21 protein-coding genes, 1 tRNA gene and 2 pseudogenes are annotated in these 24,834 nt (G+C 53.3%); 3 read left to right on the top strand and 21 right to left on the bottom strand.

What is annotated here, in order from left to right; all coding sequences use genetic code 11:
• Positions 1–36: 36 nt before the first annotated feature.
• The 14 genes from JFV26_RS27265 to JFV26_RS27200 all read right to left on the bottom strand — a co-directional run bounded on the left by JFV26_RS27265 (position 37) and on the right by JFV26_RS27200 (position 13,810).
• Complete coding sequence (locus JFV26_RS27265) at positions 37–489, bottom strand: DUF6392 family protein (RefSeq protein ID WP_201196672.1); 453 nt, start codon at positions 487–489, stop codon at positions 37–39.
• Entirely contained in the window at positions 486–2,018 is a 1,533-nt protein-coding gene (locus JFV26_RS27260; protein WP_201196670.1) for an S-type pyocin domain-containing protein, read from the bottom strand. The genes JFV26_RS27265 and JFV26_RS27260 overlap by 4 nt, the downstream gene beginning before the upstream one ends.
• A 114-nt stretch (positions 2,019–2,132) precedes the next feature.
• The gene (locus tag JFV26_RS33815) at positions 2,133–3,026 is read right to left on the bottom strand and encodes a hypothetical protein (protein WP_242487912.1); all 894 of its coding nucleotides are present in this window, start codon (positions 3,024–3,026) and stop codon (positions 2,133–2,135) included.
• Positions 3,027–3,090: 64 nt separating this feature from the next.
• Positions 3,091–4,578 carry a DUF2971 domain-containing protein gene (locus JFV26_RS27250; protein WP_201196668.1) on the bottom strand — a complete coding sequence of 496 codons (1,488 nt, stop codon included), beginning with the start codon at positions 4,576–4,578 and terminating at the stop codon, positions 3,091–3,093.
• 65 nt (positions 4,579–4,643) lie between these two features.
• Positions 4,644–5,006: a histone-like nucleoid-structuring protein, MvaT/MvaU family gene (locus JFV26_RS27245; RefSeq protein WP_201196666.1), complete on the bottom strand. Its 363-nt coding sequence runs from the start codon at positions 5,004–5,006 to the stop codon at positions 4,644–4,646.
• Between the two features lie 63 nt (positions 5,007–5,069).
• On the bottom strand, positions 5,070–5,780 hold the full coding sequence (locus JFV26_RS27240; protein WP_201196664.1) for a competence protein CoiA: 711 nt from the start codon (positions 5,778–5,780) through the stop codon (positions 5,070–5,072).
• Positions 5,781–5,828: 48 nt separating this feature from the next.
• Complete coding sequence (locus tag JFV26_RS27235; protein WP_242487911.1) at positions 5,829–7,139, bottom strand: DUF4055 domain-containing protein; 1,311 nt, start codon at positions 7,137–7,139, stop codon at positions 5,829–5,831.
• Between the two features lie 70 nt (positions 7,140–7,209).
• Complete coding sequence (locus JFV26_RS27230) at positions 7,210–8,685, bottom strand: terminase large subunit domain-containing protein (RefSeq protein WP_342215484.1); 1,476 nt, start codon at positions 8,683–8,685, stop codon at positions 7,210–7,212.
• A gap of 124 nt (positions 8,686–8,809) precedes the next feature.
• Positions 8,810–9,556, bottom strand: a complete 747-nt coding sequence (locus JFV26_RS27225; protein ID WP_201196661.1) for a hypothetical protein — start codon at positions 9,554–9,556, stop codon at positions 8,810–8,812.
• Between the two features lie 19 nt (positions 9,557–9,575).
• Positions 9,576–9,821 (bottom strand): hypothetical protein, encoded by a 246-nt coding sequence (locus JFV26_RS27220; RefSeq protein WP_201196660.1) that lies wholly within the window; start codon positions 9,819–9,821, stop codon positions 9,576–9,578.
• 38 nt (positions 9,822–9,859) lie between these two features.
• Positions 9,860–10,084, bottom strand: a complete 225-nt coding sequence (locus tag JFV26_RS27215; RefSeq protein ID WP_201196659.1) for a hypothetical protein — start codon at positions 10,082–10,084, stop codon at positions 9,860–9,862.
• Between the two features lie 3 nt (positions 10,085–10,087).
• Positions 10,088–10,573, bottom strand: a complete 486-nt coding sequence (locus JFV26_RS27210; protein WP_201196658.1) for a hypothetical protein — start codon at positions 10,571–10,573, stop codon at positions 10,088–10,090.
• Positions 10,574–10,696: 123 nt separating this feature from the next.
• Complete coding sequence (locus tag JFV26_RS27205) at positions 10,697–11,389, bottom strand: hypothetical protein (protein ID WP_201196657.1); 693 nt, start codon at positions 11,387–11,389, stop codon at positions 10,697–10,699.
• A 132-nt stretch (positions 11,390–11,521) separates the two neighbouring features.
• Positions 11,522–13,810, bottom strand: coding sequence for a DEAD/DEAH box helicase family protein (locus tag JFV26_RS27200; protein WP_201196656.1), 2,289 nt, complete (start codon positions 13,808–13,810; stop codon positions 11,522–11,524).
• A gap of 522 nt (positions 13,811–14,332) precedes the next feature.
• On the opposite strand from JFV26_RS27200, the gene JFV26_RS27195 reads away from it, so the two are divergent.
• Both JFV26_RS27195 and JFV26_RS27190 read left to right on the top strand, forming a co-directional pair.
• Positions 14,333–15,631 (top strand): hypothetical protein, encoded by a 1,299-nt coding sequence (locus JFV26_RS27195; protein WP_201196654.1) that lies wholly within the window; start codon positions 14,333–14,335, stop codon positions 15,629–15,631.
• A 285-nt stretch (positions 15,632–15,916) separates the two neighbouring features.
• Positions 15,917–16,105, top strand: a complete 189-nt coding sequence (locus JFV26_RS27190) for a helix-turn-helix domain-containing protein (RefSeq protein ID WP_109522313.1) — start codon at positions 15,917–15,919, stop codon at positions 16,103–16,105.
• Between the two features lie 636 nt (positions 16,106–16,741).
• Here JFV26_RS27190 and JFV26_RS27185 read toward each other — a convergent pair.
• The 7 genes and pseudogenes from JFV26_RS27185 to gabT form a co-directional block, all read right to left on the bottom strand.
• Positions 16,742–16,815 (bottom strand) — tRNA-Cys (locus JFV26_RS27185).
• A gap of 229 nt (positions 16,816–17,044) precedes the next feature.
• The gene (locus JFV26_RS27180; protein WP_201196652.1) at positions 17,045–18,388 is read right to left on the bottom strand and encodes an OprD family outer membrane porin; all 1,344 of its coding nucleotides are present in this window, start codon (positions 18,386–18,388) and stop codon (positions 17,045–17,047) included.
• A gap of 85 nt (positions 18,389–18,473) precedes the next feature.
• Positions 18,474–19,677 (bottom strand): annotated as a pseudogene (locus JFV26_RS27175) (DUF1624 domain-containing protein).
• 27 nt (positions 19,678–19,704) lie between these two features.
• On the bottom strand, positions 19,705–20,475 hold the full coding sequence (locus tag JFV26_RS27170; RefSeq protein ID WP_242487910.1) for a DUF4198 domain-containing protein: 771 nt from the start codon (positions 20,473–20,475) through the stop codon (positions 19,705–19,707).
• Positions 20,476–20,872: 397 nt separating this feature from the next.
• Positions 20,873–21,361 carry an Lrp/AsnC family transcriptional regulator gene (locus tag JFV26_RS27165; RefSeq protein ID WP_008055821.1) on the bottom strand — a complete coding sequence of 163 codons (489 nt, stop codon included), beginning with the start codon at positions 21,359–21,361 and terminating at the stop codon, positions 20,873–20,875.
• A gap of 45 nt (positions 21,362–21,406) precedes the next feature.
• Complete coding sequence (locus tag JFV26_RS27160) at positions 21,407–22,063, bottom strand: 2-haloalkanoic acid dehalogenase (protein WP_201196648.1); 657 nt, start codon at positions 22,061–22,063, stop codon at positions 21,407–21,409.
• Between the two features lie 95 nt (positions 22,064–22,158).
• Positions 22,159–23,450 (bottom strand): annotated as a pseudogene (gene gabT, locus JFV26_RS27155) (4-aminobutyrate--2-oxoglutarate transaminase).
• 272 nt (positions 23,451–23,722) lie between these two features.
• Here gabT and JFV26_RS27150 point away from each other — a divergent pair.
• The gene (locus JFV26_RS27150) at positions 23,723–24,649 is read left to right on the top strand and encodes a 2-hydroxyacid dehydrogenase (RefSeq protein WP_201196647.1); all 927 of its coding nucleotides are present in this window, start codon (positions 23,723–23,725) and stop codon (positions 24,647–24,649) included.
• The last annotated feature ends 185 nt before the right edge of the window (positions 24,650–24,834 follow it).

Below are 24,834 nucleotides of genomic sequence, written 5' to 3'. Positions count from 1 at the left end.
TCTGGGGTAGAACCGCTAAGCCCTACCCCGCAATTCCTACTGTTGCTTGAAGTGAATGACGTTGACGGCCAGCGACTCGGTGTACTGAAAGATCATGCGAACAGATCCGTACACCTTAGGATCTAGACTGTAGGCATCCCAACCGCCCTTCTTGCCAAGCACTGGAAGCGTTACCGGGCCTTTTGAGTCTACCGGAGCGCCGAATCTTTCTCTCACCCAGCTCTGGTTGATCTGCTTGACCAGAGGCTCCGGCAAAGGGCCCTTGTACTCCTTGGTGCCCTCAACAGTTTTGAGAAGTGTCACATAGACATGTTGAAGAATCTTCCCCTCAGAGAACCCCAGGCTCAAACCGTCTTCAATGGACATGTATGGCTCATCATCGCCCTTAAATTGAAACTGAAGACTCTTATTCGGAATAACGCCTTCTGCCACTAAACCCGAATAGCTCTTGCCTATACCCTTCGCACAGTCTTCTATTTTAGTAGTCATTTGTACCACCCCTGCTCTTTGTGCAGATTATGCAATTCTTCGCGAGCCTTTTCAATATCACTTTCTGCGTAACCCTCTTCAAGCAATCCTCGTTTGATAGCGTCAAAGTTACTATCAACTGCTGCCTTTAGATTTGAGGCGTCAAGTCTTTGTTTGGCCTTTACATTTCGCCCAGCGTAGGTTTCGCTATACTTTCTGTGTACCGATTGCGGAATCGCGATACTTGGCGCCTGAGACAGTAGATATTTAATCTCCTCTGGCGTCACGTTATCGAAGTTATCAACGATATATGTTCTTAGAGCTGCTTGAGATGTGATGTGATCTATATCAAGCGTATCCTTAACACTTCGGTTACTCAGATCCTTGTAAACACCGACTTCTAATGGCTTTACTGCCGGCTTCGCAAAAACAATATAAAGCGGTGGAATACCTGACTTTGGCGGGAACACCAGGATGCAGTCCTGCCAGGTTATGTCATTTTCGGCGGGATAAATCTCGATCTGGGTATCAGTGTCCTCGGCTATTGGGTGTACCAATACTTTTGAAAGCTCGTCTGACACACCAGGATACGGCGATGGAGCAGTGATCACCGGGCCATCATTTGGAGTCCAGATGATAGTGATGCCGCCGACATGTGCTTCGATGTGTTGCTTGTCTGCGCTCCACTGAGCATTCACAACAGGGACACTCGCCATCCCTGACGACTGGGCGGTGTGAATCCCGTAGACCTGGGTCTGTCCTTTTTCGTCCTTTCGGAATTGGAAGCGAACCCTCGTCGCCGCCTCACTCATGGCCCTCAGCTGCTCTTCGGTATAGAGACTGCCATCAGCTATGTCGGCAGGCCAGAACGCAAGAAGTAATCCGCTAGCGACCGAGCCAGCTACCACAGCGCTTCGAAGGGCCCACCTACCAAGTCCCTCAGTGCCAAGCTGACCAGCGATCCGACCGAGGTACGTTATGCCACCGGAGCCAGCCTCAACACTTGCAGGGGCTCCAACAGCCCCAAGAACCGCGACTTTACCGAAATTATCTGCCGGCTCTTTACCCTTCCCAGCTTCTATAGAGCCAGCAGGGACTGTGCAGGACTTCGCGAAAACGCAGAGCTTCGGTGGCTTGTAACCGCTTAAATTATTTGTAGGGATGCCAGCCGTGAATTCGCTTTTATACGATCCATCGCTGATGGCTTGAGCCCAGATGTGGGTCGCGGCCTGGGCTTTGGCAGCAAAGTCAGGAGCAATGGCAACGCTTACATCCTCTGCGGCCATTGTGCTGGTTTGAGTAGAAATCAGCCGGTTGCTACCGAATGGGCAACCACACTGCACGACATGGCCATGTGTAGCGATAGCTACGAACTCGTCGATGACTGTGGGGTTGCCTTCGGCGATAAAACCCATCGAACTGCATTTTGGACACCACACCGGATCACTGATGCGTGCTGCCTTTTGATACTCGACAGTCGTATTTGTTGAGCCTTTGACTACCTTGCCGCCAGTAGTCGTAGGGTCTCCCTCCCTGATAACAAAAGCCATGGCATTCCTTTGATGGTCGAGCAAAACTCCGATGTTACCAAGCGCGCCACGCTGAAGATGTAGGAAAAGTCCTAAAGTGAAAGTTGTTCAGATTGTTTTCCGCCAGCACAGAGGTCAGGAGCCGTTCATCTTAGCCATGGCGGTGACAACCCTATCCAAAAATTGGCGCTCTTCGCTGTAGAAAAAAGCTGACCTGCAATGAGTTGCTAGGTGCCTGGTGTCTGGTTCCCATGAGTGATACCAGTCATCGGGCCTATCTACGTAAACTCCAGGACGGCCAGGGAACTGATCAGCAGTGATGTCCACCACAAGACCATCGACCTCCAGCCACGCATGGGAGGCACCGTCCAGCATCGAGGACACGTAGTAGAACTCACCAATCTCCAAGGAGTTCAGGTGGTCGCCCATTAGCTCTGAAATGATTCCGCAGCACCCGCTTGGGAAGCCCTCAATGTGCATCGGCGCCCCATGAACACTGATCACGTGCTCAACAGCCGCTCGGAATCTTTGCACAATTGAAATCACGGAACAACTCAACATGAACTCGATACCGGGATGAGAAAATGGCTCTCCTTTTGGCTTCAGATAGCCAGGAAATTCTCGATCTACCTGCTCGTATAGATCGTCGTACATCTCGTCTATCAGTGGTGCGAAATGCTCCATATTCGCTCGAAAGGACTCACGGCGATCAACCGATTTCATCGCAATCGAGTCATTAAAAGCTTCTTTGGGCATCCAGGAGTTGTCTGAAGGATTTTTCCGGTATTCAGCCGCGACCTTGGAAAGCTTTTGGTAAACGATCAGTCTATTGAGATCACCATAATCGGGCGTAGGGCTACCAAGGTCGTGTGCGACGGAGAGCCCTAACATCAACTCCTTCAGCGTCAGACCAGCACGCTGACCACTATGAAACAGCTCCGAGCAGCGCTCTGCCGAATCAATCAGGATGGGCCGACCTACGAGCGCACATAGGGCAGAGAACTGCTCAACTTCACGATTCGCATCCATGAAACCTCCAAAACAAAAGGGCCCAGCAGGGCCCTTTGTACTCAAACTGGCATCACTTTGCCAGCTAGCTTTCAGCTGATGAAGATCCAAGCTCTGTAGGGTCAACATTTATATCAGCGTCATTTATCGAAATGGGTAGCAAGCCATGCTGGATGCTTTTCGTCTCGGGGTCGTAATAGGCCTGGTAAAACTGAAACTCTTCACGTCCTTCAAGCAAACAGTGGGCCTTGATAATCCTGATGGCTTTGAGCTTGTGCTCCAATGGCGTCTTGATCCCGAAAATGATGCCATCCAGACTCGAAAACCGATACTTCAATATTCGATGCTTTTTGTCAGAGATGTTCATTCCGGAGTTGAGAACTAAGCGATACTCTTTTTCGGACTCCCACTGGGGAAGCTTTGAGGTCAAAGCGAAATCAAGGTTACTCCAGTGCTTCTCGCGCAGATCACTGGAATCGGTTTGGAACCACTCGCTGGTGGTACTCAGATTTCCATGGCCGTCGTTGTACCAGAAGCCCTCTAAAGCCTCGTTTGGGACGTTGCCTAATGATCTAAAGAAGTCTATTTCCGAGTGTTCTCGGTCGTAAAAAACCTCCTTGAACTGCATACCCTGGAAACCATAGATGATACCACTACGACCAAGTCCTATCGGCTTATTCATCTCAAGGGACAGGGCTGGATCTTCACCTTCACCTGAAACTTTATATTTCAGACAGATACCCTTGTGGTTGTCTCCGTAGCTACCCCAAATTGCGGAGTTATTACACTCTTTCATGAAACAGGCCACATACCATTTCGGATGCATAAGCTGGTCAATTTGATCGAGATAACGAGGAGCAAATACCGTTACTAGGTCGTTCACACCATGATGGTCATTGACCCATACGTGCGCAGCTTTAATGGAGAAAGCCGAGGTTGTGACAGCGATTTGCCTATATGACTCAAAATCTCTATGCAGGCCATCGTATGCTTCGATATTCGATATTATCTGCAGATGAAAGTCATTGTCCCCCAGTGGATCACTGGGATTATCAGGATGATGTGCCCCGGTTAACTCGTATTTATGACTGACTGAAAGTACGATAGTTAAGAAACGCGTATGCAGAGTGCTCAGGTAAAACAACAGCTGTGGCTTGTAGTGCTTTCTCTCGGCTTTAGAGAGTGCCTTAATGTACCCTTGGAATATCTCATTGTTTTGGAAAAGACTATCCATTTCCTGAAAGGCCAAGAGGAATACACCTCGAAGATTTCCAGGGTACTGGCCAATCGGGAGCTCATTAGGAAGTGGCACGCCATTCATGACCGCGTCATCAACCTCCCAGCTTCGGAGCGCCAGTATCAATAGGTAATGCCTAAAGAAATTCGCCCAGACGATCTCATCACCTGACCAATAGATTTCTTTGTACCCCTCTAGGGGATCGTTCAACTGCTCAGGCGGTGCGAAGTAGATCTCAAGCTTCTCAAGCTCACCCGGCACGGCCTCTTTAGTCTCGCTGGCATCTTTTCCGAGCAGACGATCCGCTGTCCTGAATCTGTAGAGATGTCTTTCCATGATTACCCCGCATGTATGGCTACGAAAAAGGGCCCCGCAGGGCCCTCATTTGAACTCAAACTGACTCAGGACAGCCAGGATTCAACGGTGTCGGAACCGAACTCGCTTTTCCATTCTTTCAGCGTTTTGTGGTTGCCGCCTTTGGTCTCGACAACTTCACCAGTGTGAGGGTTTTTGTAGATTTTGACCTGGCGCGGCTTGCGAGTGCCTTTGGTGTCGACAGCAGCAGGAGCACGGCGCGAGGCCTGTGGATCTAGCAAAGCGATTACGTTCCGCAGGCTGTAGCCGTACTCGGCAAGCAATGCGCGCAGCTTGGTTTCGAACGCGACTTCCTGCTTGAGGCCCTCGTCGCCCTTCATTGCTTCAAGTGCGGCCAGTTGCTCAGCAAGGTGTTTTTCAAGTTGACGGTATTCAGCAAGACGGGACATTTAACACCTCAGATATTTTAGTATGGCTAGTATAGGGAAAAGTCCGAAAGCAGGCTATCGCTACTACAGATTAGGTGTAATAGACCACTGCATACCATTCCAGTGAAGGTCGTTGTTAATGATGCTGGCTAGCAATTCAAAATGAGAAATAGCGAAGCCAGGAGTCACGACGTTAGTGGAGTCGTTTTCGGGGTTGAGTATGCCGAAATAAAAATTAGGCCACGTGTTGATCATATAGCCAAGGGGTGGAACGACCCTGTTAAATTCTTCCTTGAATCGCTTCTTCATGATCGCGTTCAGGAGCCTCATAGCTACTTCGTACCTGATCAGCCAATAGCACTCAACGCCGTAGCGTGCATAGCGTTCTTGGCGCGCCACGAAATCCTTCAAATGCTGAGTCGACCGCTGAAGCTCGATGGCAATCTTCCGCTCACCTATCTCGAAGTAAATGTCAGCTTTCCAACGATCCCTTCCTGTACCACCTGGCACCTCACTGCGAGGATTGACACCGAATAGGTTGAGCGCACCAAAGACAAGATCCTTACCCGCGATATGCCAGGCAGTCTCGGGAGCCGTGGCGCACTCATCCGAGTAGTGAGCAAAGAATTGCAGGCCATTGCTACTGGTCTTGAGCACGGCCCTGGACTTGCAGCAGCCCATTTTGAATGCAAACGGGCTTTCAAGACTCTGGGCCTTCAGGGCGTCCCATTCAGCATTGGTGTACTGACCAGCGAAGACCGGCTGATCGTCATGAGTGAATGCATCTGGAATCATAGCTGTCCATGTCCTGTGGCCCACCAGCTGGCAGTAGGCCACAGATCATCACGCAAGCTCAACTGAGAGGCGATCCTCGTTGTCGGCCAGGCTGAACTCGTTGCGCAGGATGCCCCGGCGCTTCATCTCTTGGAGGTAGTCCTCGCGAGATAGGTCGCCCATGGTGCGCGCACTTGCCAAGGCGGTAAGGTCTTCGGTCGACGAACTGATTCCATATTCGGTATCGATATGCACTTGGAAGTCTGGGTCGGCAATCTTGTTGAAATACGCGACCCAGCCCAGGCCGATCTCCATAGCGTTAGCGACGTTCAGAGCAAGCATGGCAATCCTGTTATTCGTTTCGCCGGCTCTCAATGCGTGGCCAGTCGCAGTCTGCGCAACACCACTGTTTTCGAGTAGACCAAGGCCGTAGGACTCCATTTTGGTTTCCAGGTCTTTGAGTGAGTCACGACCTGCGCCAATCGCAGCACCAGAATGCTCAACGTACTTTAGGTCAGCGCCTGCCTCACCTTTGATGGCATATTCCGAACCGATGGTGATAGCAGCGTCCTCAGCGACCCCAGAAGCAAAAAGCACCGGAACCCGAGCAATACGGAGGATGTTCGACTGGTCGGAGCTTTCCTGATAGTGCTGGATGTTCATGTACGCCAGATCCAGCAACGGCGGAGAAGACTGGAGCTGATCGGACGCAATCGCCTCAGCTGCATGGATTGGCGTCACGGGAATCTCTTTGAGGGCAAACGGTTGATCCAGAACGATTGGGGCATCCGTCTCGCCGTCGTAAAGAGACCACGTAACAACATCTCCATCCCGGTCGAAGACCCTGACACGCTTGACCTCTTTTTCTCCCCATTGGCCGTCCTGTACGACTGCGGTTTCGAGGATGCGAATGTGGATGAGCTTGTCATCTTCGTTCTTACGGGCAGCCAGGATGTTTTCGCCAGGCAACAGATAAAGGTAAGGCCTACCACCGTTGACCGCGCAGTCCCCAGCGAGGAAAGTCGACCCCATTGCCACGGCATCGGCAGTGCATGCATGGGCCAGAGTTGTAGCACTTGTGCCTCGACCATCGACGTCTGCGAGGTACTCAGCAGCCAGTTCTTGGAAGCGCTCACTTTTGATACCTACCGGCATACTGAATGGTTTCGATGCCAGGTTGGCAACAGTGCGCTGGAAGTAGTTGGTTAAGAAAGACCTGTTTAAGCGTCTTCGATAAGATTCTGGTGTTTCGCCGGGTTCTTTGGGTAGATACTCAATCCCTGCAGCCCGGATAGCCACAGTTCCACCTTGAAGAGTGCGAATTACTTTTCGGATCTCATAATCTTTCTGACTGCGCATGGAGCGTTGACTAACCGACATATATTAGTGCCTATTCTTATTATTATTTGGCTACAACTATTGTACTTTGTTTGACGGCAAACTTCTGAGACTAGCGAATACCTTGTTGGATCGAAGTTACTGGGCGCTTCCAAGTTAAGCGATAAGCCAGGGCATCCCAGGCATGGTCATCACCGCACTTACTAACGCTATCCAACTGATCTTCGTCTCGCTGAAGCTCAGGAAGAGACGAATTGAGAAACTTGCAGTTAGTGAAGAAGTAGATATGAGGCTTTCCTGGATCTTGCTCAATTGTTGCTTGCAAACGACCGAACATGATTTGCGCGCTGGTTACCCTTGAGCCCGGAGACTTGTCCGAGTTGACGAAGGTCATACCCTCAGCGGCCAGATCTTTCGCAACAGTGGGAGCACTTCCCTGGTCAACCTTACTGCCGTTGTAAATCTGGTTGTCTGCGGGGCCTGGAGTGACCTTGGGATGGTTCTTTAGGATAGATTCCTGCAGCTTCAACTCCCTGGACTTCAGGCGCTTGCCGATGTTGCCGGCGCTCAAGAAGAGACCCAGATCGCGCTTCTGCTGTGAGCCGTCAGGATTGAGCGGAGTACCGTAATCCTCTCCCACGACGATGATTGATCCCCTCGGCGGGCAGAAGGGTCTGCCATTGATTAAGACGGACTCGCCGTTGGCCTCAGCAGTCCAGAGACAGCAGAAAGGAGTCGACTGACCGTAGTCGAATGACCTCTCGACTTTCCAATGCGCCGGGATCTCAAACGGAGCCATCAGCAGCAGGTCTTTCTTCCAAAGCGGAGCGAACATAGCGCTGTCATCGACCGCTTCCCAATCGCCCAAAAGCCACGACGCACGCTTAGCAGGATCACTGATCGTCCTCAGCCAATGCTTGTACTCGTCGTTGAGGTGAGGGTTTTCGAACACGGTGCCGAAGATCGCGCACTTGTCACGCTGGCCGTTTTTGTACTCAATCTGCCCGCTGATTTTGCCGTCAATAAACCGCGCTTTAACCCAACGCTTACCGACACCCCATGGATTCGTGGTCGACCTAACCTGGAGCGGCGGCATGAGTGGCTGAGCTTTCGTAGGCCTGAATGACGTCCTGAGCGTCGACATCATTGATTCATAGATGTCATCGGTCGCCCATGTCGTCAGCTCGTCCCACCCGATAAACGAGTATTCCTGGCCATGGAATTTGGCTTCGTACTGCTCTTTCTTTTCGATGTAGTCGAAGATCAGGACTTCCCCGCTCGGGAACGTCCACTCACGCATCGACTTGTTGAACGTGGCACCAGGGAACAGCTTCGGGAACAGCCTGTGGCTCTTGACGATCAAGTCCTTGAGGGACGAGAACTGACGACGCAGGATCACCCCACGCCAGTAACTCCCCCACCCCTTCCCTACATGCTGACCGAACGCCATGAGCAGACATTCGGACTTACCGTTACCCCTGGAACCATGGAAGAGAACCTCCTTGACCAGATTTTGAGGTTGGCCGGTGATGAGCAGCATGCCCTGAGAGCTGAGGCCACCACCTGCGCCTGGGATCGGCTCCCACACGACATTCCTGACAGCCCTGGCCGCAGGTCGAATGTGTTGCATACAGCTCACAAAGCACCTTCCCGTACCGTATGCAGCACATCAGAAGAGCTTTGTTTGCGCACAAGCGGCTGGCTGTTTTTGATCACAAACTAAAAGTCCGGCTTGCATGGCTACATGGCAGGATCACCTCGTTTGGGTCAAGGATCGCAATAGTCTCGCCGTCCTTTAGAACCGGTGAAGAGTAAATAGTGTTGTTTCCGGTAACTTTACGGCCAGCCTCATACTCAGCAATTTTCTGTTTGACCAAGTATTCCTGACCAACAATATTGTCAGTTGCCCCATGAATTTTGAGCAGAATTCTTCGTGGAATTCCTTGGCACCATGTTAGAAGCTTGGATTTTGAAGTCAAAACCCGAATGAATTCTTCGCGATTATGTTTCTTTCTAGATGCAGTGGGTTTGAAGAAAACAGCATCAACGATAGCTTCATAGTCTTCAAAGCCAGGATGTTCTGGAGCATTGACAGACGGATCCCAAATGAAGGAACCATCAAAATATACGAGATGAAGTAGCCCGGACTTAGTCTTAACTTGAAAGATAGCTTTCTCACCTTTAAGACCATACTGCAGAGCGCTATTTCCAATTACATAGGCATTTTTTATACCGGATGCGGCCTGGAACCCCTCAAGTGGCAGATACGTCGGGTGGAATCCAGTGAAGAAAAGTACCGCACTTACCTCTTGAATCGTCAGACCGCTGTCACGGTCATTCAACAGGGCCACCATTTGCTCGTATCCTAGTGGGCCATTGAAAAAAGTCATACCATTGTCATTTAGTGCATTGATTAGTGTTACAACACCGCAATCACCCCAACTTCTTTGCTTAATCATCTGAGAACCTTTCTTATTATTATGAGAGTTCGTTTGTTTTTGTTTTTGCGAGCAAATGCGCATCACTTTGTTGCTGCTGGAGCATCAGATCGAGGTCGTTGTCTGCGCCCATGGACGGAATTAAGGCGATGCCGGTACTGGATTCTTCTGCGGACTCTTGCTTGATGGTTACTTCTTTGCGATTCCAGTCACCGAATTCTTCAGGCAGCCGCCTGCTAAGTAAGCGAGACGCCTGGTTTGCATCACCGTTCTTGATAGCTTTCATGACTGTGTCAATTGCAGGCTTACACGACTTCGCTTTCGCTATCTCAGTGCGATCCAGTAATTCCAGCAAAGGATCTCTTCTTTGGTTAAAAGAGACTCGTCTTCCTCACCATCGGCGATCTCCTGGGCCTGTTTCAGCCAGAAGAAGTAGGTCGACACTGGAACGCCCGCGCAGCCACAAGCAATACGAATGCTCGTGGTTTGCATAATGTGCTTTTCCAGGTCTTTGATGACCTTCTCGGTGAGTGAAGTCCGACGTGCCATCCGTTACTCCAGAAACCGCACGCCGTACTTGGCGATCATCAGAGAGTCGGATATACCGTCACGTACAGCACGCTTGCCAGCCCGTGGCTTGCCATAGATCTGCTCAGCCTGGAACACCTCATAGGCAACCTCAGCGATCTGCTCTTTAGACAGCCCCGTAAGGCTCTGATGCCCGCGCCATTCCTGAGGCCTGGAGTACCTAACCTCAGGGCACAGGCACTCAGCGACAGCCCTGACGGCACCGAAGGCATCGCCGAAATTGAACATCGACACGACACCTTGGCCAGGCCTTGCACCAACCAGCTCCACAACCGCTAGTTCAGGCTGATGAAGACTGATGAAGTCAAATACAGGACGCGGGTCAACCCGACGCTTTTTGCCGTCAACAAAAACAGTAGGCATTGGAATACAAGCAATTAAGTTGAACTGCTCGTCGATGATTGATAGTCCACCGGAGAGACCTGGATCGATCCCCAAGATCTTACGCATGTCGTGCTCTTTATTATTATTCTTATGGTAAATATTATAACACTATTAAAAGCACTTATTTGTGCGCAAAAAAAAGAGCCATCGTGGCCCTTGTGTTCTGTACGTCATGTGGTTTATCTAGAGTTACTTGGCAAGCAATTGATCAATCAATGAAACCCGGTCTTTACCGAACGTTTTGACCAGATGAAGATATCGTGGCGTTTTTCTAAACTCAGCTTCCTCACCCTCGAATGTGAAGTCAAAGCCTTCCTTCTTACACCACTCTTCAAGAGTCATACGAGTTCCGTCTTTTCGAGGCCTGGCCCATGGACAGTTGATGTTCTTGCATTGGAAGATGAAGATGAAGTGAACACCGTTCTGTCTGGCCACGCATCTATATTTGTTGGCATCCTGGAGACTAGGTATGACTCCTTTCCCTTCCCAGACCAACCTATCGTTAAGGGAGTCCACCCAATCCGGCTGATAGGTATGCTCGGTAACGTACTTCATCTTGTATTTCCTTGGCTCATATTCACAGTCATTCAGACCGCCAAATAGTGAAACCATCACTTCGAGCCAGCTACGAAATGGTTTAGGGACTGGGGGCAGCTCTGGTGGGAACAAGGCTTCCTCAAAAGTAACTGGCTTACGCCCGAAAACCTGATCATTGCGTTCGTTCCAGTTGAAATTCTGTCCGGCATACCTGCAAGCCATCCCTGTTTTATAAATCAGATCCAGGTCTGCGCTCTTGTAGCCATTCAGTTTCAGAAACAGATTTCTAACATCCATCACTTCGCCCATATTGATGAGCTCAGGTATATTCAATGCAGCGGTCATATAGCTTTCCTTTTTTATTCTTGCTATACCTTCCATAATAAATATGAGCTTTTGGCCGTTCAATAGCATTTAGCAAGTTTGGCAAAATATTTATATTGGGTATATTAGTGCGCCTTCCTTGGCGCCTTGTACTTAGATGTAGCGGTTCATCTGAGCGAGTGAATCTGGGGTAATCACGTAGAAGAAGTTCTTTTTGCCGTCAACATCCTTGGTGCGCTCACGACGCTTTACGCTAAGTCCAAACTGGCCGAAGATCTTGGTGATGTCTGCCTTTTTCGCTTGCTCACTTTTAGCTGATCCAATTCTGATACCGAAGTTGATGACGTCAGAGCGAATGGCGTTGAGCTTGTCGAAGAGCGCAACACTGTCATCTCCCGACCAATCACTCGTTTCGCTCATCACCTGGACGACAGGTTTGAGAAGAGACAGGACTTTCGGTGCGCTCAACTCGACGAACTGGTCGCAGTGGAAGTGCTGGTGCAGCTTTCGGTATTTCACAATCTTCGCTTCACCTTCGCCGAACCCCCAGAGCTTGGCATCCGACTTGTTGAAGTCACTGACCTTCATTACCGCTGCAGCCTGGCCTCTAACCGCTTGCAGGAACTCTTCCTCGTTTGCTGAGCCGGCCTCCACAACGGCCTGGATCAACGCCTCATTGCCTTTAGCGCTATTGATGAGCTTGGTTGCGATCTCGTTTTTAACTGCTTTGCGTGCCTGGCCATCAGCTCGCGAGCCAGCCTCGGCTTGTACTTCGTCGTACTCAAGAACTTCGATGTTGAATCCACGGGCGATCAGGCTTGCAGGCAAGCAGTTCTGAATGTTGTCCCGCAACCATGCCTCCTGGGAACGATGTGTGTACTCAAGGCACTGGAACTCGCTTAGCTTGACGTTTGCAAACGCAACGGAGCGAATCTTGTCTTTAGCCTCGTCGTCGATTGTGAGACATGCCAAGAGCTCCTCCATCCTCACTTCGTCATTTTTGTAAGCCACTTCCACTGCTTCAAGCTTGTTGTACTGCGGGTGCTTGATCCCGACCACGAATGTTTCGGCAGTCCTGTCCCTGCGTAACATCTGAATGGCGTCACCCGGCACGATCTGGCCTTGAAAAATACCAAAGTGCGACTTGAAGTGGCCTGACGTAATCGACAGCGCAGATGTGATGACCGGGCTGTAAATTACGACTCTATGCAAATCTGAGTTGGGATTCGCAATGAACGCCGCCTGCTCCGGCCATCGCGCATTGTCAGCATTGATCACCAGAGCCTTGGGGCCGCCTTTCTTTTCGATTGCTTTTGCCAAGGCCATTGCTTCTTTGACTACGTCACAGGCGATCAGCACGGTTTTTGGAGCTACCTCATCAGTGCCTACAGCAGCTTCAACTGCCAAGGCGCGGACGTGATTGATGTCACCGGTGCGGACTGTAATATTCGAGTGGTCAGCGGCCTTCCTGAAAAGCCTGCATTCACCCAGCATCGTCATGCAGCGGCTGTCGATGTCTGCATCGCTGAAAATCACGTTAGCGGTGTTTTTGACGACAAAATTCAGGGTGTCCCATACGGCCTGGCGGCTCTTAACTTCGCCACCGAGGACGTGACTGATGACCTGCGAGGCTTCGTCGATCACCACCAGGTCGACGCCGCTGATGAAATGCTTGAACTTGTAGTTAGAGAGAGAGTTGACGACTATTTTCAAGCCTTTTGCATTGGCTAGGATTTCTGGGTGGTCGCACTCGTCGTAGCTGACAATGCCTTCCATATTTGCCGCGTTTTTGTTGATCGAGCGACGGTGGGAGATCACCAGGACTTTTTTGCCGGCGTCGAGGTAGTGCTGGATGACTGGGTTGTTGATCTTGGACGTCTTGCCGTCGCCCGTGGGCAGGCTAACGGCGAACCTGCCTCCATCCTTCAGGATGATCGCTGTGATCGCTTCTGGGCTCTCTGCGGTCTCGCCAGGAGCTGTGAGAAGGTTTGTCTTCGCGTTCATCTGCTCATTCATCTGAGCGAGCTTGCGTTGGATCAGATTGAAGCAGGCCTCGGGTGCGCGGCCAGTGGCCGTGGCCAGGACGTTTGCCTTCTCTTCGAGCTTGCCGCTTACGAAAGCATCACGGGCGATCTCGAATGCAGAGCTGTCGAACGCTTTGTCACTGCCGTCGTTTGTAGCGATGAGCAGAGCGATGGACAGCTTCGACATGCTGTAGATGCACTTAGTGATCTGACCCTGAGCTTCGCTGTGGAGTCCTGATGAGGTCTTATAAGCGACAGAGACTGCGCGGAGGACATTGCCGTCGACTGACACTAAGCGAGTGACGTTGGCGTACTCTTTAAGCTCAAGCGCCTTGTCCAGGGATTGTTCGTTGTTGTCGATAATAATTACTTTGCGCTCGGCTTCTACCTTGGCGCCTATTGATTTAACTGCATTCATATCAATTACCTTCTTTGATGTTTTCAGAGCTCTCACCGCTCTGATGTATCTAGTATTAAAAATGAGCAACTACTGAATCAATGCCAAACCAAATAAATAGGCAAATTAAATAAGTTACCTATACATAGCCTCAATCAAACGACCCAAGAAAAAGTCCTCCTGAACCAAATGTTTTAGCGGCCCAAGCACTGCCCTGGTAGTAGTGGGGGTAGCCCATTTCTTTTTTCTTCTTAATAGAGAGTTGGGTAGTGGGGGTAGCTCCAGGACGGGGGTGATGGGCCACATCTTTGGCTTAGGAAGACTTCTTGTAAATACGCCTCAGCTCAACTTACTACTTGAAAGCCCAGAAGCACGGAACTCATCGCTTCGACCTATATACATCACGCTGCTCAGCTCTTGATTGCTTTCCACTAACTAGCGAAGCCCAAATACTTTAGAAAAGTGTTGCGCGAAGGTTTGCTCATTTTTAATACTGGATACATCAGGGCGGTGAGAGCCCTTAAAGCAAAGAAGGCAACCAAAATGACAATCAAGTATTCAACACAAACATCAGCCGCGACAGGCCATGTAACCACTCAAACAACAGACTCCCTGAAGTCCCTGTTCAAGACACACTTTGAACTCCCAACAGTTTTGGTCGAGAAAACGAATGCCAAGACGTTCGTGCCGGCCACTTTTAGATTACCCACACGCAACGACTCCAACGTGATCTCCTCGTCAGTCATCATTTTCGATATCGACCAGAAGCTTGGTATGGGTTATGACGACGACATGGTTGCTCTGGAGGAAGTGGAAGATGCCCTACTCGATCTGAACCTTGAGCACTTCGTGTACACCAGCCATAGCCATACGCTTGCCGCACCGCGCTTTCGGATTGTGATCGCACCTTCTAGGCCAGTTTTCCCCGAAGAGCACAACGCTATCTGTGCGGCAATGCTTGAGGCCCTGGACGACTTCATTGATGGGCGCCTACTTCGGGCAATTGATCCTTGCTGGAGAACGCTGTCCCAGTGCTATTACGTCTATACGGCCCACCCTGAACGTAAAGACTATGCGATCAGCTTTTACAACCCAGGCAATCCAGCTGACGTCGACGACTTTAAGCTTCACCAGTCTACGTATGGCTTAGAAGTCGAATACAAACCAGGCGCGCCTCGTAAGGCAACAGGTCAAACAGGTGCTCGTGGGAGGTCTTATGAACTGAATCGGATCATCGGCGGCATGATTACATCTTCAACCCAGGATGAGATCGCAAAGCGAATTTTCGAAGTAGACAACATTGACCACGCTGGCAATGAATACTTCCGCGACATGCAGTATCCAAGAAACAGGCCACGACCAGGTGAATCGCAGGAAGCAGCAGCATGGCGCTCATGCCAAATCTTCGCGAAGTCTCACATCAACTCATTGAAAAGAAAGTTCAGAAAACAAGGCGACATTAAGATCGTCAACAAGAAAGCGGACTCAACGGAGGCCATGCCAACCCACGATGCCATGATTAAGTTCAGGTCATTCAACAGCAAGCCAACAAAGACTGGTGGTGAAACGATCCTGATGGAATTGCAAGTAATGTCGGGCGAACATGCGGGCCGTCACTTTTGGCATAGAGTCTATGGCAGTGGTAATAGCGAGATGGCCATCAAGATCAGCAACTCAGTAATCTCGAAGATCTCGAAAGCAACAAGCACACCAATGGAGAACATCAAGGATCTGATTAAAGCAGAAGGGAAAATAGTAAGCGCTCGTATTAAGCACAAGCCTGGCACCAACGGTTTCAAAGCCCAAAACGAAATAGGCGACCTAAACCTCAATACAATGTAAATTTGATAACAAAAAGTAGCCAACCACGAACACTTATATAATTACTATGTTATAATTAGTTGTGTTCAGGGTTTACCTCCTTTTTCCCTCAGCACCAAGCCTGGACGGTCTCTCTTGCTACCCCGTCCGGGCTTTTTTATGCCCATCTAAGAGTATGCTCTTGACATACTCATATGTTTCTGCATCTCGCACCTTGACGGCCCTCAACCAAACATTTAACGTAAATTGACAGATCGGGGAGACAGGCCTGATTTGCATGACCATTTACGTTAAAAGGAATGTTGTATGAGCGATTATATCCGCGCCGAAGAGGCTGCTACGATCCTTGGTGTTTCTGCGGAAACCCTGCGATTTTGGCGATATGCGGGGAAGCATATTGATAAAATTCCAGCGCATAAGCACATCAGCCGAAGAGTGTTTTACAAACGTGCGGACGTAGTACGTTTTTCGGAGACCATGTACTGCCCTGCGTGACGCTACCGGCTTCCTGAGATAGACCTGATTCACCCGAGCACGATGCTCAACTGAGGCCCTGGCATGATGCCCGAGGCACTCCCAAAAACCTGGCCCAGCGACCGGGTTTTTTATCGCCCGAAGAAAGCCAAAAGGGTGCGCTTGGGAGCTGCAAAACGGTGGTAAAAATATTTTTGAGAAAAGTGAAAATAATTTGGCGAGAGCTTAGTCGCGTGACCAGAAGCTGCCAGGAGATGGCCCTAATTTGACCACCAGCTCCCAAAAAGCTACCAAGGCGAAAAAATCAGCCTGGAGATGGAGAGCAGAATGTCGATGGTGAAGTGGCTGAGGCCTAGTGTTTGCGGGGTGTTGAGAGTGAATCGAAGAAATGCGGAGGATCTGAAGGGGTGTTGACAGTCAGATGCTTTTAAGTCCCATGCGTCTACCAATTTCGCCATTCGGGCGGTAGCGCGATCAAGCGGTCTTACGGCTGCCCAAAAAAACTGGCAGTTCTGACGCTTGTGCAACAGAGGGGGAAATATATACACCCCGCCCCGGTGAAGCAAGTTCGCAGATGCCCTTTTCAAGACTAAATCTTGCAGGACCGCGAAAATAAAAAAGCTCCGTAGATCAAAGATCTACGGAGCTCGTTTAAAGTGGAGGCCGAGGTCGGAATCGAACCGGCGTAGGTGGATTTGCAATCCACTGCATAACCATTTTGCTACTCGGCCTCAAACATCTGATGTCAGTAGCACGACACCAAATGCATACAAACGCTGAGCTTCGAGAGATGATTAAATCATTCTCTAACCCTTTGAAAACATTAGGCTTTTTCAGCCGTCTGTGCTTTCGATGGCGTGAATTATGTACTGATTTCCCGAAGCTGGCAACCCCTTGATTTCAAAAAAATTTCTGCTGGGTTGATTGCTCCGGGTTTCACAGGGTCTCTCGTTTGCGCACTCAGAATTTCCCGCCCAGCGGGTACTCGATAGCCAGCCTGATCTGGTTGGCATCCAGTTCCGCCTGAGCGGCATTCCCGCGATGTACGGCGTGGCGCAAGGTAAACGCGAGATTCTTCGCGGCGCCGGATTGCACCACGTATTTGGCTTGCAGATCGCGCTCCCAGTGTTTGCCGCCCTGCCCGTAACCCAGCCATTTGTAGCCGCCGTTCGGGTCCATATGGCTGCCGTCGATGCCGCTGCCGCGCACATACAGTGCGCCGAAGGTCAGGCCGGGAATGCCGTAGCCGGTCATGTTCAGGTCGTATCTGGCTTGCCAGGACGCCTCTTGCGGCGCGTTGAAGTCGGACAGGGCCACGGCGTTGCTCAGGTAGATGGCACCGCGGGTGACGTAGTCGTAGGGCGTGTCGCCGTCGACTTTCTGATAACCCAGGCCGAAGCTGTGGGAGCCGGCCTTGTAGGTCGTCAGAAAACTCCAGGTGGTGTTGTCGATCCGGCCGGACAAGGCCTTGCCGGTGTCTTGGGTGCGATAGAGATTAAGGTCGAAGGTCAGGTCCTGGCCGTCGGCCAACGGCTGGGTATAAACCGCGCCGAGGTAGTGCTGGCGCCAAGTGTCAGCGTAGACCGCACTGAACAGGCTGGCGTTGAGCCCTTTGAGCGCCGTGTTGCGCACGCCCACCAGATCAAAGCTGTCGCCCTGTTTGCCATTGGAGTAATTGACCACAAAGCCTTGGTCATGGCTGGTGGCGTTGCGGTCAGTGCTTTCGTTGAAGTGGCCGCCGTACAGCGTGGTGGCGGGCAGTTCGCGGCTGGTCAGTAGCCAGCCGGTGGCGGTTTCAGGCAGCAGGCGGCTGTCGGATGAGCCAAACACCGGGGTTTTCACTCGCTGTTCGCCGTAGCGCAGTTCGGTGGAGGAAAACCGCAGTTTGGCCACGGCACCTCCACGACTGAATTCATCCTTGGGGTGGCCGTCATTGTCGACGCCGAGCAGCCGCGCCTTGCCAGCCCGCCCACCTCCACTGTCCAGTTCCCAGCCGGAATAGGCATGAGCATCGAGGCCAAAGCCTACGATGCCGCGGGTGTAGCCGGAGGTGAAATCGGCCATCAAGCCGTAGGCCCATTCCTCGGCGAGGTCGCTGCGTTGGGCGCGAGGTTTGTAGGCATTGCGTGCGCCATTGCTCAACGAACCGTGTTCATAGTCGCGGCGGTCGTAGACGCTGCGGTTGAGCAGGCTCCACTGACTGTCCTCGACAAAGCCTTTTGCGTTGTCTTGCTCTGAAGCGAGGACGAGCAGCGACTGCCCGCCCAATGCCAATAGCAGGGTATGTGTCGATAGGGTCTTCACAGTGCAACTCCACACAAGTCCGGGGTCTGCAAGGTGTCCCGCCGAACGGGGGACACCATGGGCAACTCACCAAGAGGTATGCACCTCAGAGGTATTTGAGGATCGCGATGTCGCGACGCCGCTGCTTCAGAGCAGCGAACCAGCGAGTCGGGAAGAACAGCAACACCCCGAGAATCGCGCTCCACAGCCACACCGTCGGCAGGTTATCGAAGCCGTAATACGCGCCCTGATTGGCGCCCCAGATCGCGACCGCCGCCAGGTACATGGCCTTGAGCACATACAGGTGCAGCAAATAGAAAAACATCGGCGCGCCGCCGTAGATCGCCAGCGTCGCGGTGGACCAGCGATCCTGCAGCTTCTCGAACAACGCCAGCAAAAGGAGCCCCAAACCAAGCGTTGGCATCAGGAACATCAACGACGGCGGGTACTTCTTCGCGCTCATGAAACTCATGAAGGTGCGCAACGAGTCACCGGTCTGCACCCAAGGCTTCTCGCCGTAGACGTTCAAGTAACGAATGAACACAAACGCCACCAGCAAGCCGACGCCGAGTTTGACCAACCGGGAAATGCGCTCGGCCGGCTCCATGTCCTTGCCGAACCACGGCCCGATGGCCCAACCCAGCAGAATCACCCCAATCCACGGCAACACCGGATAAGTAGTGCGCGCCCGGTGAACTCGGTGATGTCGATAAACACCCGTTGATGCAGGATCGACCAAGGCACGAAGAACGGCGACTCCGGCCCGACGGTCACGGTATCGAACAGGTTATGCCCGGCAACGATGACCACCCCGAGCACGATCAGCCAGCCGCGCTTGAAGTGCAGCAACCCGGCGAGCACGATCATGCAGATGCCGATGCACCAGATCACCTGCAACCACAAGGTCTTGGGCGGGAACTCGGCGTTCCAGGCGAAGCAGACGAAGGTGATTTCCAGAAACACCAGGAAGAACCCGCGCTTGAGCAGGAACACCGAGGTTTCACTGGCGGTGTGTTTCTGGCTGTAGAGCCAGGCCGACAGGCCGGTGAGGAAGATGAAGACTGGCGCGCAGATTTCACTGAGCATCCGGGTGAAGTACAAGTCGGGCGTTACACTCAAGGCGTCGATTGGATCGGTTACCTGACGATGCAACAGAAAGGTTTCGCGCACATGGTCGATCAACATCAACAGCATGACGAAACCGCGCAAGGCATCAATGGCCAACATCCGGGTGTTGGCTTTTACCAGGGGGCGGCCAGCGCAGCGGAAACACTTCCCGCCTGCCCGGCCAATCCTGAAGATTGGGACATATCGGTGACTCCTGTAGGGGCGATGGATCAGGCTTGTTTCTTCAACCGGGCGACTTCGGAGGCTGGCAGTTGCGACGGTGCCCGTGGCAACGATGGTTTGCCCTGCGTCCGATAGAACGACAGCGTCGAGCTGAAGCTCTTGAGGTCGTACGGCTCGGTCTTGCCCTGGGGGCTGACGCGTTCACCGGGGGTGCGGTCCTTGTATTCGACCGCCACCACATACGTGCCCTGCCAGGGCAACTCGAAGCTGACCTTGCCCGCCGCATCAGTACGCTGGGCAAAGACTTCGCCGGAGCCGGTTTCCAGCATAACGTCCTGATCCGCCAGCGGTTTTTTCGAATAGTACACTTGGAATTGGGCTTTGTTGCCGTCGACGCGGCCGGTGGGCACGATGTCCAGGGTCAGTTCCGGGGTTCGCGCACGTAAATCGCCGACCCATCGAGTCGCAGGCGTCCAGTGGGTTTTCAGGGTTTTGTCGGCTTCATGCAGGTCAAAGATCGGATAATGCGGGTCCTGGGCCAGCAGCGAGTCATCGCCCGTCGCCTGATGAGCCACCGCAAAGGCCTGACGCTGCAAGCTCAGATTCAATAGTTTCGAATTGTTGCCAATCGACCAACCCTTGAGTTGCTGGAACCGGTCCATCCCGCCCGGTGTGACTTCCAGCATGTTCTTGTCATATTCGCCGTAGTACAACGCCAGGGGTTGCCCGGGTGGCTGCTCGTACCAGATCTGGTGCGCCTCGCTGCTGCTGGCCAGCATGAAGACGCCGTAACCCAATAGTGCTTTTGCGCTGCTCATTCGCATTTTTTTGGCTCCGATTGGTGTTATTCAGCGATTCGTTGCAGGTGCTTCATCCTCCCGAAATCAGCACCTTCACAAACCGCGCCCCTCTTTCTGTACGCATTACAGCGCAGAGACTTTTGCGCTTTGTTCTGAAATCGGTGCGTGCGGGGCCATCGGTGACTGTTTTTGCGGATTGAAACAGAGGTTTATGCGGCTTGCGCCAGGATGAGGCGGGTTGAGAAGGTCTAGCGAGGAATTGTCCAAACGCGGTGCATGCCGCACTGCAAAACAAATGTGGGAGCGAGCCTGCTTGCGATAGCGGTGGGTCAGTCGACATCTCTACCGACTGACACGGCCTCTTCGCGAGCAAGCCCGCTCCCACAGGGGGATTTGTGTTGGTATTGAGGGTGTTTCAGTGCCGCAGCAGCTTACGCAACGGCACGCCGTCCTTGAGCACGGGGGATTTGATGACGATGTAGCTGAAGTACTTGGAGATGCCGATGTTCTTGTCCAACAGGCTTTCAATCACTTCCTGATAATGCTGAATGCTGCGGGTCATGAAGCGCACCAGGTAATCGTAGCCACCGCTGATCAAATGGCACTCGAGCACTTCATCGACCAGGCGAATGTTGGACTCGAATTTGGCGAAGTCTTCGCGCTTGTGATCGCTCAGGGTGATCTCGGTGAAGACGGTCACCGAATCGGTGATCTTCGCCAGGTTCAAGTGCGCCTTGTAGCTGGAAATATACCCGGCCGACTCCAGCCGCTTGACCCGTTGCAGGCAGGGGCTGGCCGACAATCCCACGGCATCGGCGAGGCTGACGTTGGTCATGCGCCCGTCCTTTTGCAGCTCGACCAAAATGCTGATGTCGATCCGGTCCAGTTTGACTAAACCTTCCATTGCGTACCTCTTGACTGCCGTTTGTAAGACAATCTTCTAGCAAAATCAGCGCCGTAAAGACAGCTGATGCTGAGCCACCAGATCCGCCATGCTGTTGATGCAATAATCCGCAGCACATGGCGTCGGGTGTTTGACCCGGCCGCGACAGATCAGGCACACACCGCTACTCGCCTGCGGGCTGGCGGAAGGTCGGGTCACTTGCAGGATTTCGCTTGGCTTAAGCGCATTGGCCTGAAGCCACTCCGAGTCCTGCAACGGGTCGCTGGCCAATGAAATGAAATCATCCGCCATGATCCCCAAACGCTCGCACAACAGCCCGCGATCCTCAGCGTCCCGATCACCCTGAACCAGCAGGCGATAGAACTTGCGCAGGTACAACATCGCCCCCGGCGCGTCCTCGAACAGCGACCAGACGGCCACCGACCGGGCAAAGCTCATGCCCTCCTCCCAACTGGCTTTCAGGCCCCAGCGCTCGGCCAACTGGCGATGGGCGAAACACAGCAGTCCACTGAAGCCTAGCTCACCGAAGCGCGGATACAGTGCACGCACCACCTCGCCGTATTCGGCCAGCACCTGTTCCTTGTCCGGCTGCCCGCCCCGGCTGTCGAGCAGCGGTTGCAACGCCGCCCAGACGCCCGAGTCGCGATCGACCAGGACTTCATCACAATCGATGAGCAGCGCTCGATAATCAGTCAGCCCCATGGTGTGCAAAGCCTCCAATGATGCATTCCATCCCTCCGTGCTCCGTAACTGCTTACGGGCGGCGCCTTGTAGCAGCGCCCCACGCCTGCAGGAGCTCAGTTCAAGACGCGTGCCAAAGCGGCTTCCAGAATTTGCAGGGCTTCGTCGACCTGTGCTTCGGTAGCCACCAGTGGCGCGAGGAAGCGCAGGACGTTGCGGTACACGCCGCACTTGATCACCAGCAAGCCACCCTTGCGCGCTTCATCGATCAGGCGCTGGTTCAGGTCGGCGTCCGGCGTGCGGGCCTGGTCGTTCTTGATCAGCTCGATGGCCAGCATGAACCCGGTGCCGCGCACGTCGCCGATTTGTGAGTGACGGCTCTGCAAGCGCAGCAGTCCCTGGCGCAGTCGCTCGCCCAACGCTTCACCGCGTGCCAGCAGTTTTTCTTCTTCAAAGGCATCGATCACCGCCAGTGCCGCCGCGCAGGACAGCGCATTGCCGCCGTAGGTGCCGCCCAAACCACCGGGCAACGGCGCGTCCATGATGTCGGCTTTACCGACGACACCGGACAACGGCAAGCCACCGGCCAGGCTCTTGGCGACGGTCACCAGGTCCGGCTGGATGCCGGCGTGCTGGAAGCCGAACCACTTGCCGGTACGGCCGAAACCGGTCTGGATTTCATCGAGGATCAGCACGATGCCGTGTTTCTCAGTCAGCGCGCGCAGGCCCTGGAGGAACTCCACCGGTGCCGAGAGGAAGCCGCCGTCGCCCTGCACCGGTTCGATGATGATTGCGGCAACCCGCTCCGGCGCCACTTGGGTCGCGAGCAATTCCTCCAGCGCCTTGAGCGCCATGTCGCTGGTGACACCGCGATAGGCATTCGGATAAGGCGTGTGAAACACCTCCGGCGCGAACGGCCCGAAATTCTGTTTGTACGGCTGGCTCATGCCGGTCAGCGTGGTGCCGAGCAAGGTCCGACCATGGAAACCGCCACGAAAGGCAATCACCGCAGAACGATTGGTGTGAGCCGGGCGATCTTCACCGCGTTCTCCACGGCCTCGGCGCCGGAGGTGAAGAACGCCGCTTTACAGGCTTCGTTACCGCCGATCATTTCACACAGGCGCTGGGCCAGATCCAGATAAGGTTTGTAAGCCACCACCTGAAAACAGGCGTGGGAGACCTTTTGCAACTGAGCCTGCACCGCCGCGACCACTTTCGGATGATTGTGGCCGATGTTCAGCACGCCAATGCCGCCGACAAAATCCAAGTAGCGCTTACCGTCCACGTCCCACAGTTCGGCACCTTGGGCGCGATCGATCACCAACGGGTGAGCGGTAACCAGGCCACGCGGCACGAATTGATCGCGCTGACGGAGCAAATGTGGGGTGTCGTCGACTTTGCTATTCATGGCATTTCCCATCGTGAGTCCGGCAACCGGGAGGTGGTTGCGATGGTGTTCAGGTTAAGGCTTGTGCGAAACGAACTACGCCGAACTTGGCCCCTGAGAAATTCGGATCGACTGTTTTCACCCTGTCAAACGGCAGATTCCTTCAGCCCGCCGAATCTGCCGCAGCCCTACTGATCCAGCGTGACGCAAGCCGTTTAACCCGGCGCTTTCGACAGATCCTGCGCCGGCAGTGCGCGATGATGAGAGCACCTTCACCCTTTCAGGAAATGCCCATGGCCCTGGTTTATAAAGCTGACCCTGTGCGCGGCGAACAGTGGAAAGCGCTGTTCGCCGAACACGCCCCGGATATCGAGTGGCGCGCGTGGCCGGACATTGGCGATCCTTCGCAGATTGAATACCTGGCCGCGTGGCAGGCACCAGATGATCTCGAAGCTTTGCTGCCAAATCTGAAGGTACTGTTCGCGCTGTCCGCCGGGGTCGATCAACTGGACCTGAGTCGGATTCCGCAGAGCCTGCCGGTGGTGCGCCTGCTGGACCCGGGTATCACCCGAGGCATGTGCGAGTACGCCAGTTTTGCCGTGCTGAGTTTGCACCGGGACATGCTGCGTTATCGTCAGCAGCAGATGGCGCGGTGTTGGCAGGCGCACTTGCTGCAACCGGCCAGCAAGCGTCGGGTCGGTGTGTTGGGGCTGGGCACCCAGTCGCAGCAGATTCTGGCGACGTTGCAGCCGTTGGGGTTTGCGTTGAAGGGCTGGGCGCGCAGTGCACATCGGATTGATGGCGTGGATTGCTATGCCGGTAACGAGCAATTACCGGCGTTTCTCAGCCAGTGCGACATCCTGTTGTGCGTGTTGCCGCTGACCGAGCAGACGCAGGGCATTCTTGATCGTGAGCTGTTTCGGCAACTGCCCCACGGTACGGCGTTGATCAACATGGGTCGGGGTGGGCACCTGGTGGAAAGTGATCTGCTGGCGGCGCTGGACAGCGGACAGCTCAGTGGCGCGGTGCTGGATGTTCTGCAGGAAGAACCGGCGCCGGCGGATCATCCGTTTTGGAATCATCCGCAGATTCTGCTGACGCCGCATATTGCGGCGATGACTCAGCCGGAAAGTGCGTTTGGGGTGTTGCTGGAGAATATTCGGCGGTTTGAACGAGGCGAGCCAATGGTGGGCCAGATCGACCGCACCCAAGGTTATTGAACACACCACAGGGTATTGGTGGTTGGCAAGGTCTACTTCGCGACGCATATCCCCTGTAGGAGCTGAGCTTGCTCGCGAAGGCGGCGTGTCAGGCGACATCAATATCGGCTGAAAGGACGCCTTCGCGAGCAGGCTGCTCCCATAGGGTATTGGGGGTTGGCAAGATCTACTTCGCGACGCACATC

The organism is Pseudomonas sp. TH31 (assembly GCF_016650815.1).
In the GTDB taxonomy this organism is placed as follows: domain Bacteria; phylum Pseudomonadota; class Gammaproteobacteria; order Pseudomonadales; family Pseudomonadaceae; genus Aquipseudomonas.
This window is presented reverse-complemented; position numbering and strand designations above follow the sequence as displayed.

What these genes read in the sequence shown, in the direction of transcription:
- JFV26_RS27265 (WP_201196672.1), bottom strand. Translation starts at nt 489, where the DNA reads ATGACTACTAAAATAGAAGACTGTGCGAAGGGTATAGGCAAGAGCTAT.
- JFV26_RS27260 (WP_201196670.1), bottom strand. Translation starts at nt 2,018, where the DNA reads ATGGCTTTTGTTATCAGGGAGGGAGACCCTACGACTACTGGCGGCAAG.
- JFV26_RS33815 (WP_242487912.1), bottom strand. Translation starts at nt 3,026, where the DNA reads ATGGATGCGAATCGTGAAGTTGAGCAGTTCTCTGCCCTATGTGCGCTC.
- JFV26_RS27250 (WP_201196668.1), bottom strand. Translation starts at nt 4,578, where the DNA reads ATGGAAAGACATCTCTACAGATTCAGGACAGCGGATCGTCTGCTCGGA.
- JFV26_RS27245 (WP_201196666.1), bottom strand. Translation starts at nt 5,006, where the DNA reads ATGTCCCGTCTTGCTGAATACCGTCAACTTGAAAAACACCTTGCTGAG.
- JFV26_RS27240 (WP_201196664.1), bottom strand. Translation starts at nt 5,780, where the DNA reads ATGATTCCAGATGCATTCACTCATGACGATCAGCCGGTCTTCGCTGGT.
- JFV26_RS27235 (WP_242487911.1), bottom strand. Translation starts at nt 7,139, where the DNA reads ATGTCGGTTAGTCAACGCTCCATGCGCAGTCAGAAAGATTATGAGATC.
- JFV26_RS27225 (WP_201196661.1), bottom strand. Translation starts at nt 9,556, where the DNA reads ATGATTAAGCAAAGAAGTTGGGGTGATTGCGGTGTTGTAACACTAATC.
- JFV26_RS27220 (WP_201196660.1), bottom strand. Translation starts at nt 9,821, where the DNA reads ATGAAAGCTATCAAGAACGGTGATGCAAACCAGGCGTCTCGCTTACTT.
- JFV26_RS27215 (WP_201196659.1), bottom strand. Translation starts at nt 10,084, where the DNA reads ATGGCACGTCGGACTTCACTCACCGAGAAGGTCATCAAAGACCTGGAA.
- JFV26_RS27210 (WP_201196658.1), bottom strand. Translation starts at nt 10,573, where the DNA reads ATGCGTAAGATCTTGGGGATCGATCCAGGTCTCTCCGGTGGACTATCA.
- JFV26_RS27205 (WP_201196657.1), bottom strand. Translation starts at nt 11,389, where the DNA reads ATGACCGCTGCATTGAATATACCTGAGCTCATCAATATGGGCGAAGTG.
- JFV26_RS27200 (WP_201196656.1), bottom strand. Translation starts at nt 13,810, where the DNA reads ATGAATGCAGTTAAATCAATAGGCGCCAAGGTAGAAGCCGAGCGCAAA.
- JFV26_RS27195 (WP_201196654.1), top strand. Translation starts at nt 14,333, where the DNA reads ATGACAATCAAGTATTCAACACAAACATCAGCCGCGACAGGCCATGTA.
- JFV26_RS27190 (WP_109522313.1), top strand. Translation starts at nt 15,917, where the DNA reads ATGAGCGATTATATCCGCGCCGAAGAGGCTGCTACGATCCTTGGTGTT.
- JFV26_RS27170 (WP_242487910.1), bottom strand. Translation starts at nt 20,475, where the DNA reads ATGAGCAGCGCAAAAGCACTATTGGGTTACGGCGTCTTCATGCTGGCC.
- JFV26_RS27165 (WP_008055821.1), bottom strand. Translation starts at nt 21,361, where the DNA reads ATGGAAGGTTTAGTCAAACTGGACCGGATCGACATCAGCATTTTGGTC.
- JFV26_RS27160 (WP_201196648.1), bottom strand. Translation starts at nt 22,063, where the DNA reads ATGGGGCTGACTGATTATCGAGCGCTGCTCATCGATTGTGATGAAGTC.
- JFV26_RS27150 (WP_201196647.1), top strand. Translation starts at nt 23,723, where the DNA reads ATGGCCCTGGTTTATAAAGCTGACCCTGTGCGCGGCGAACAGTGGAAA.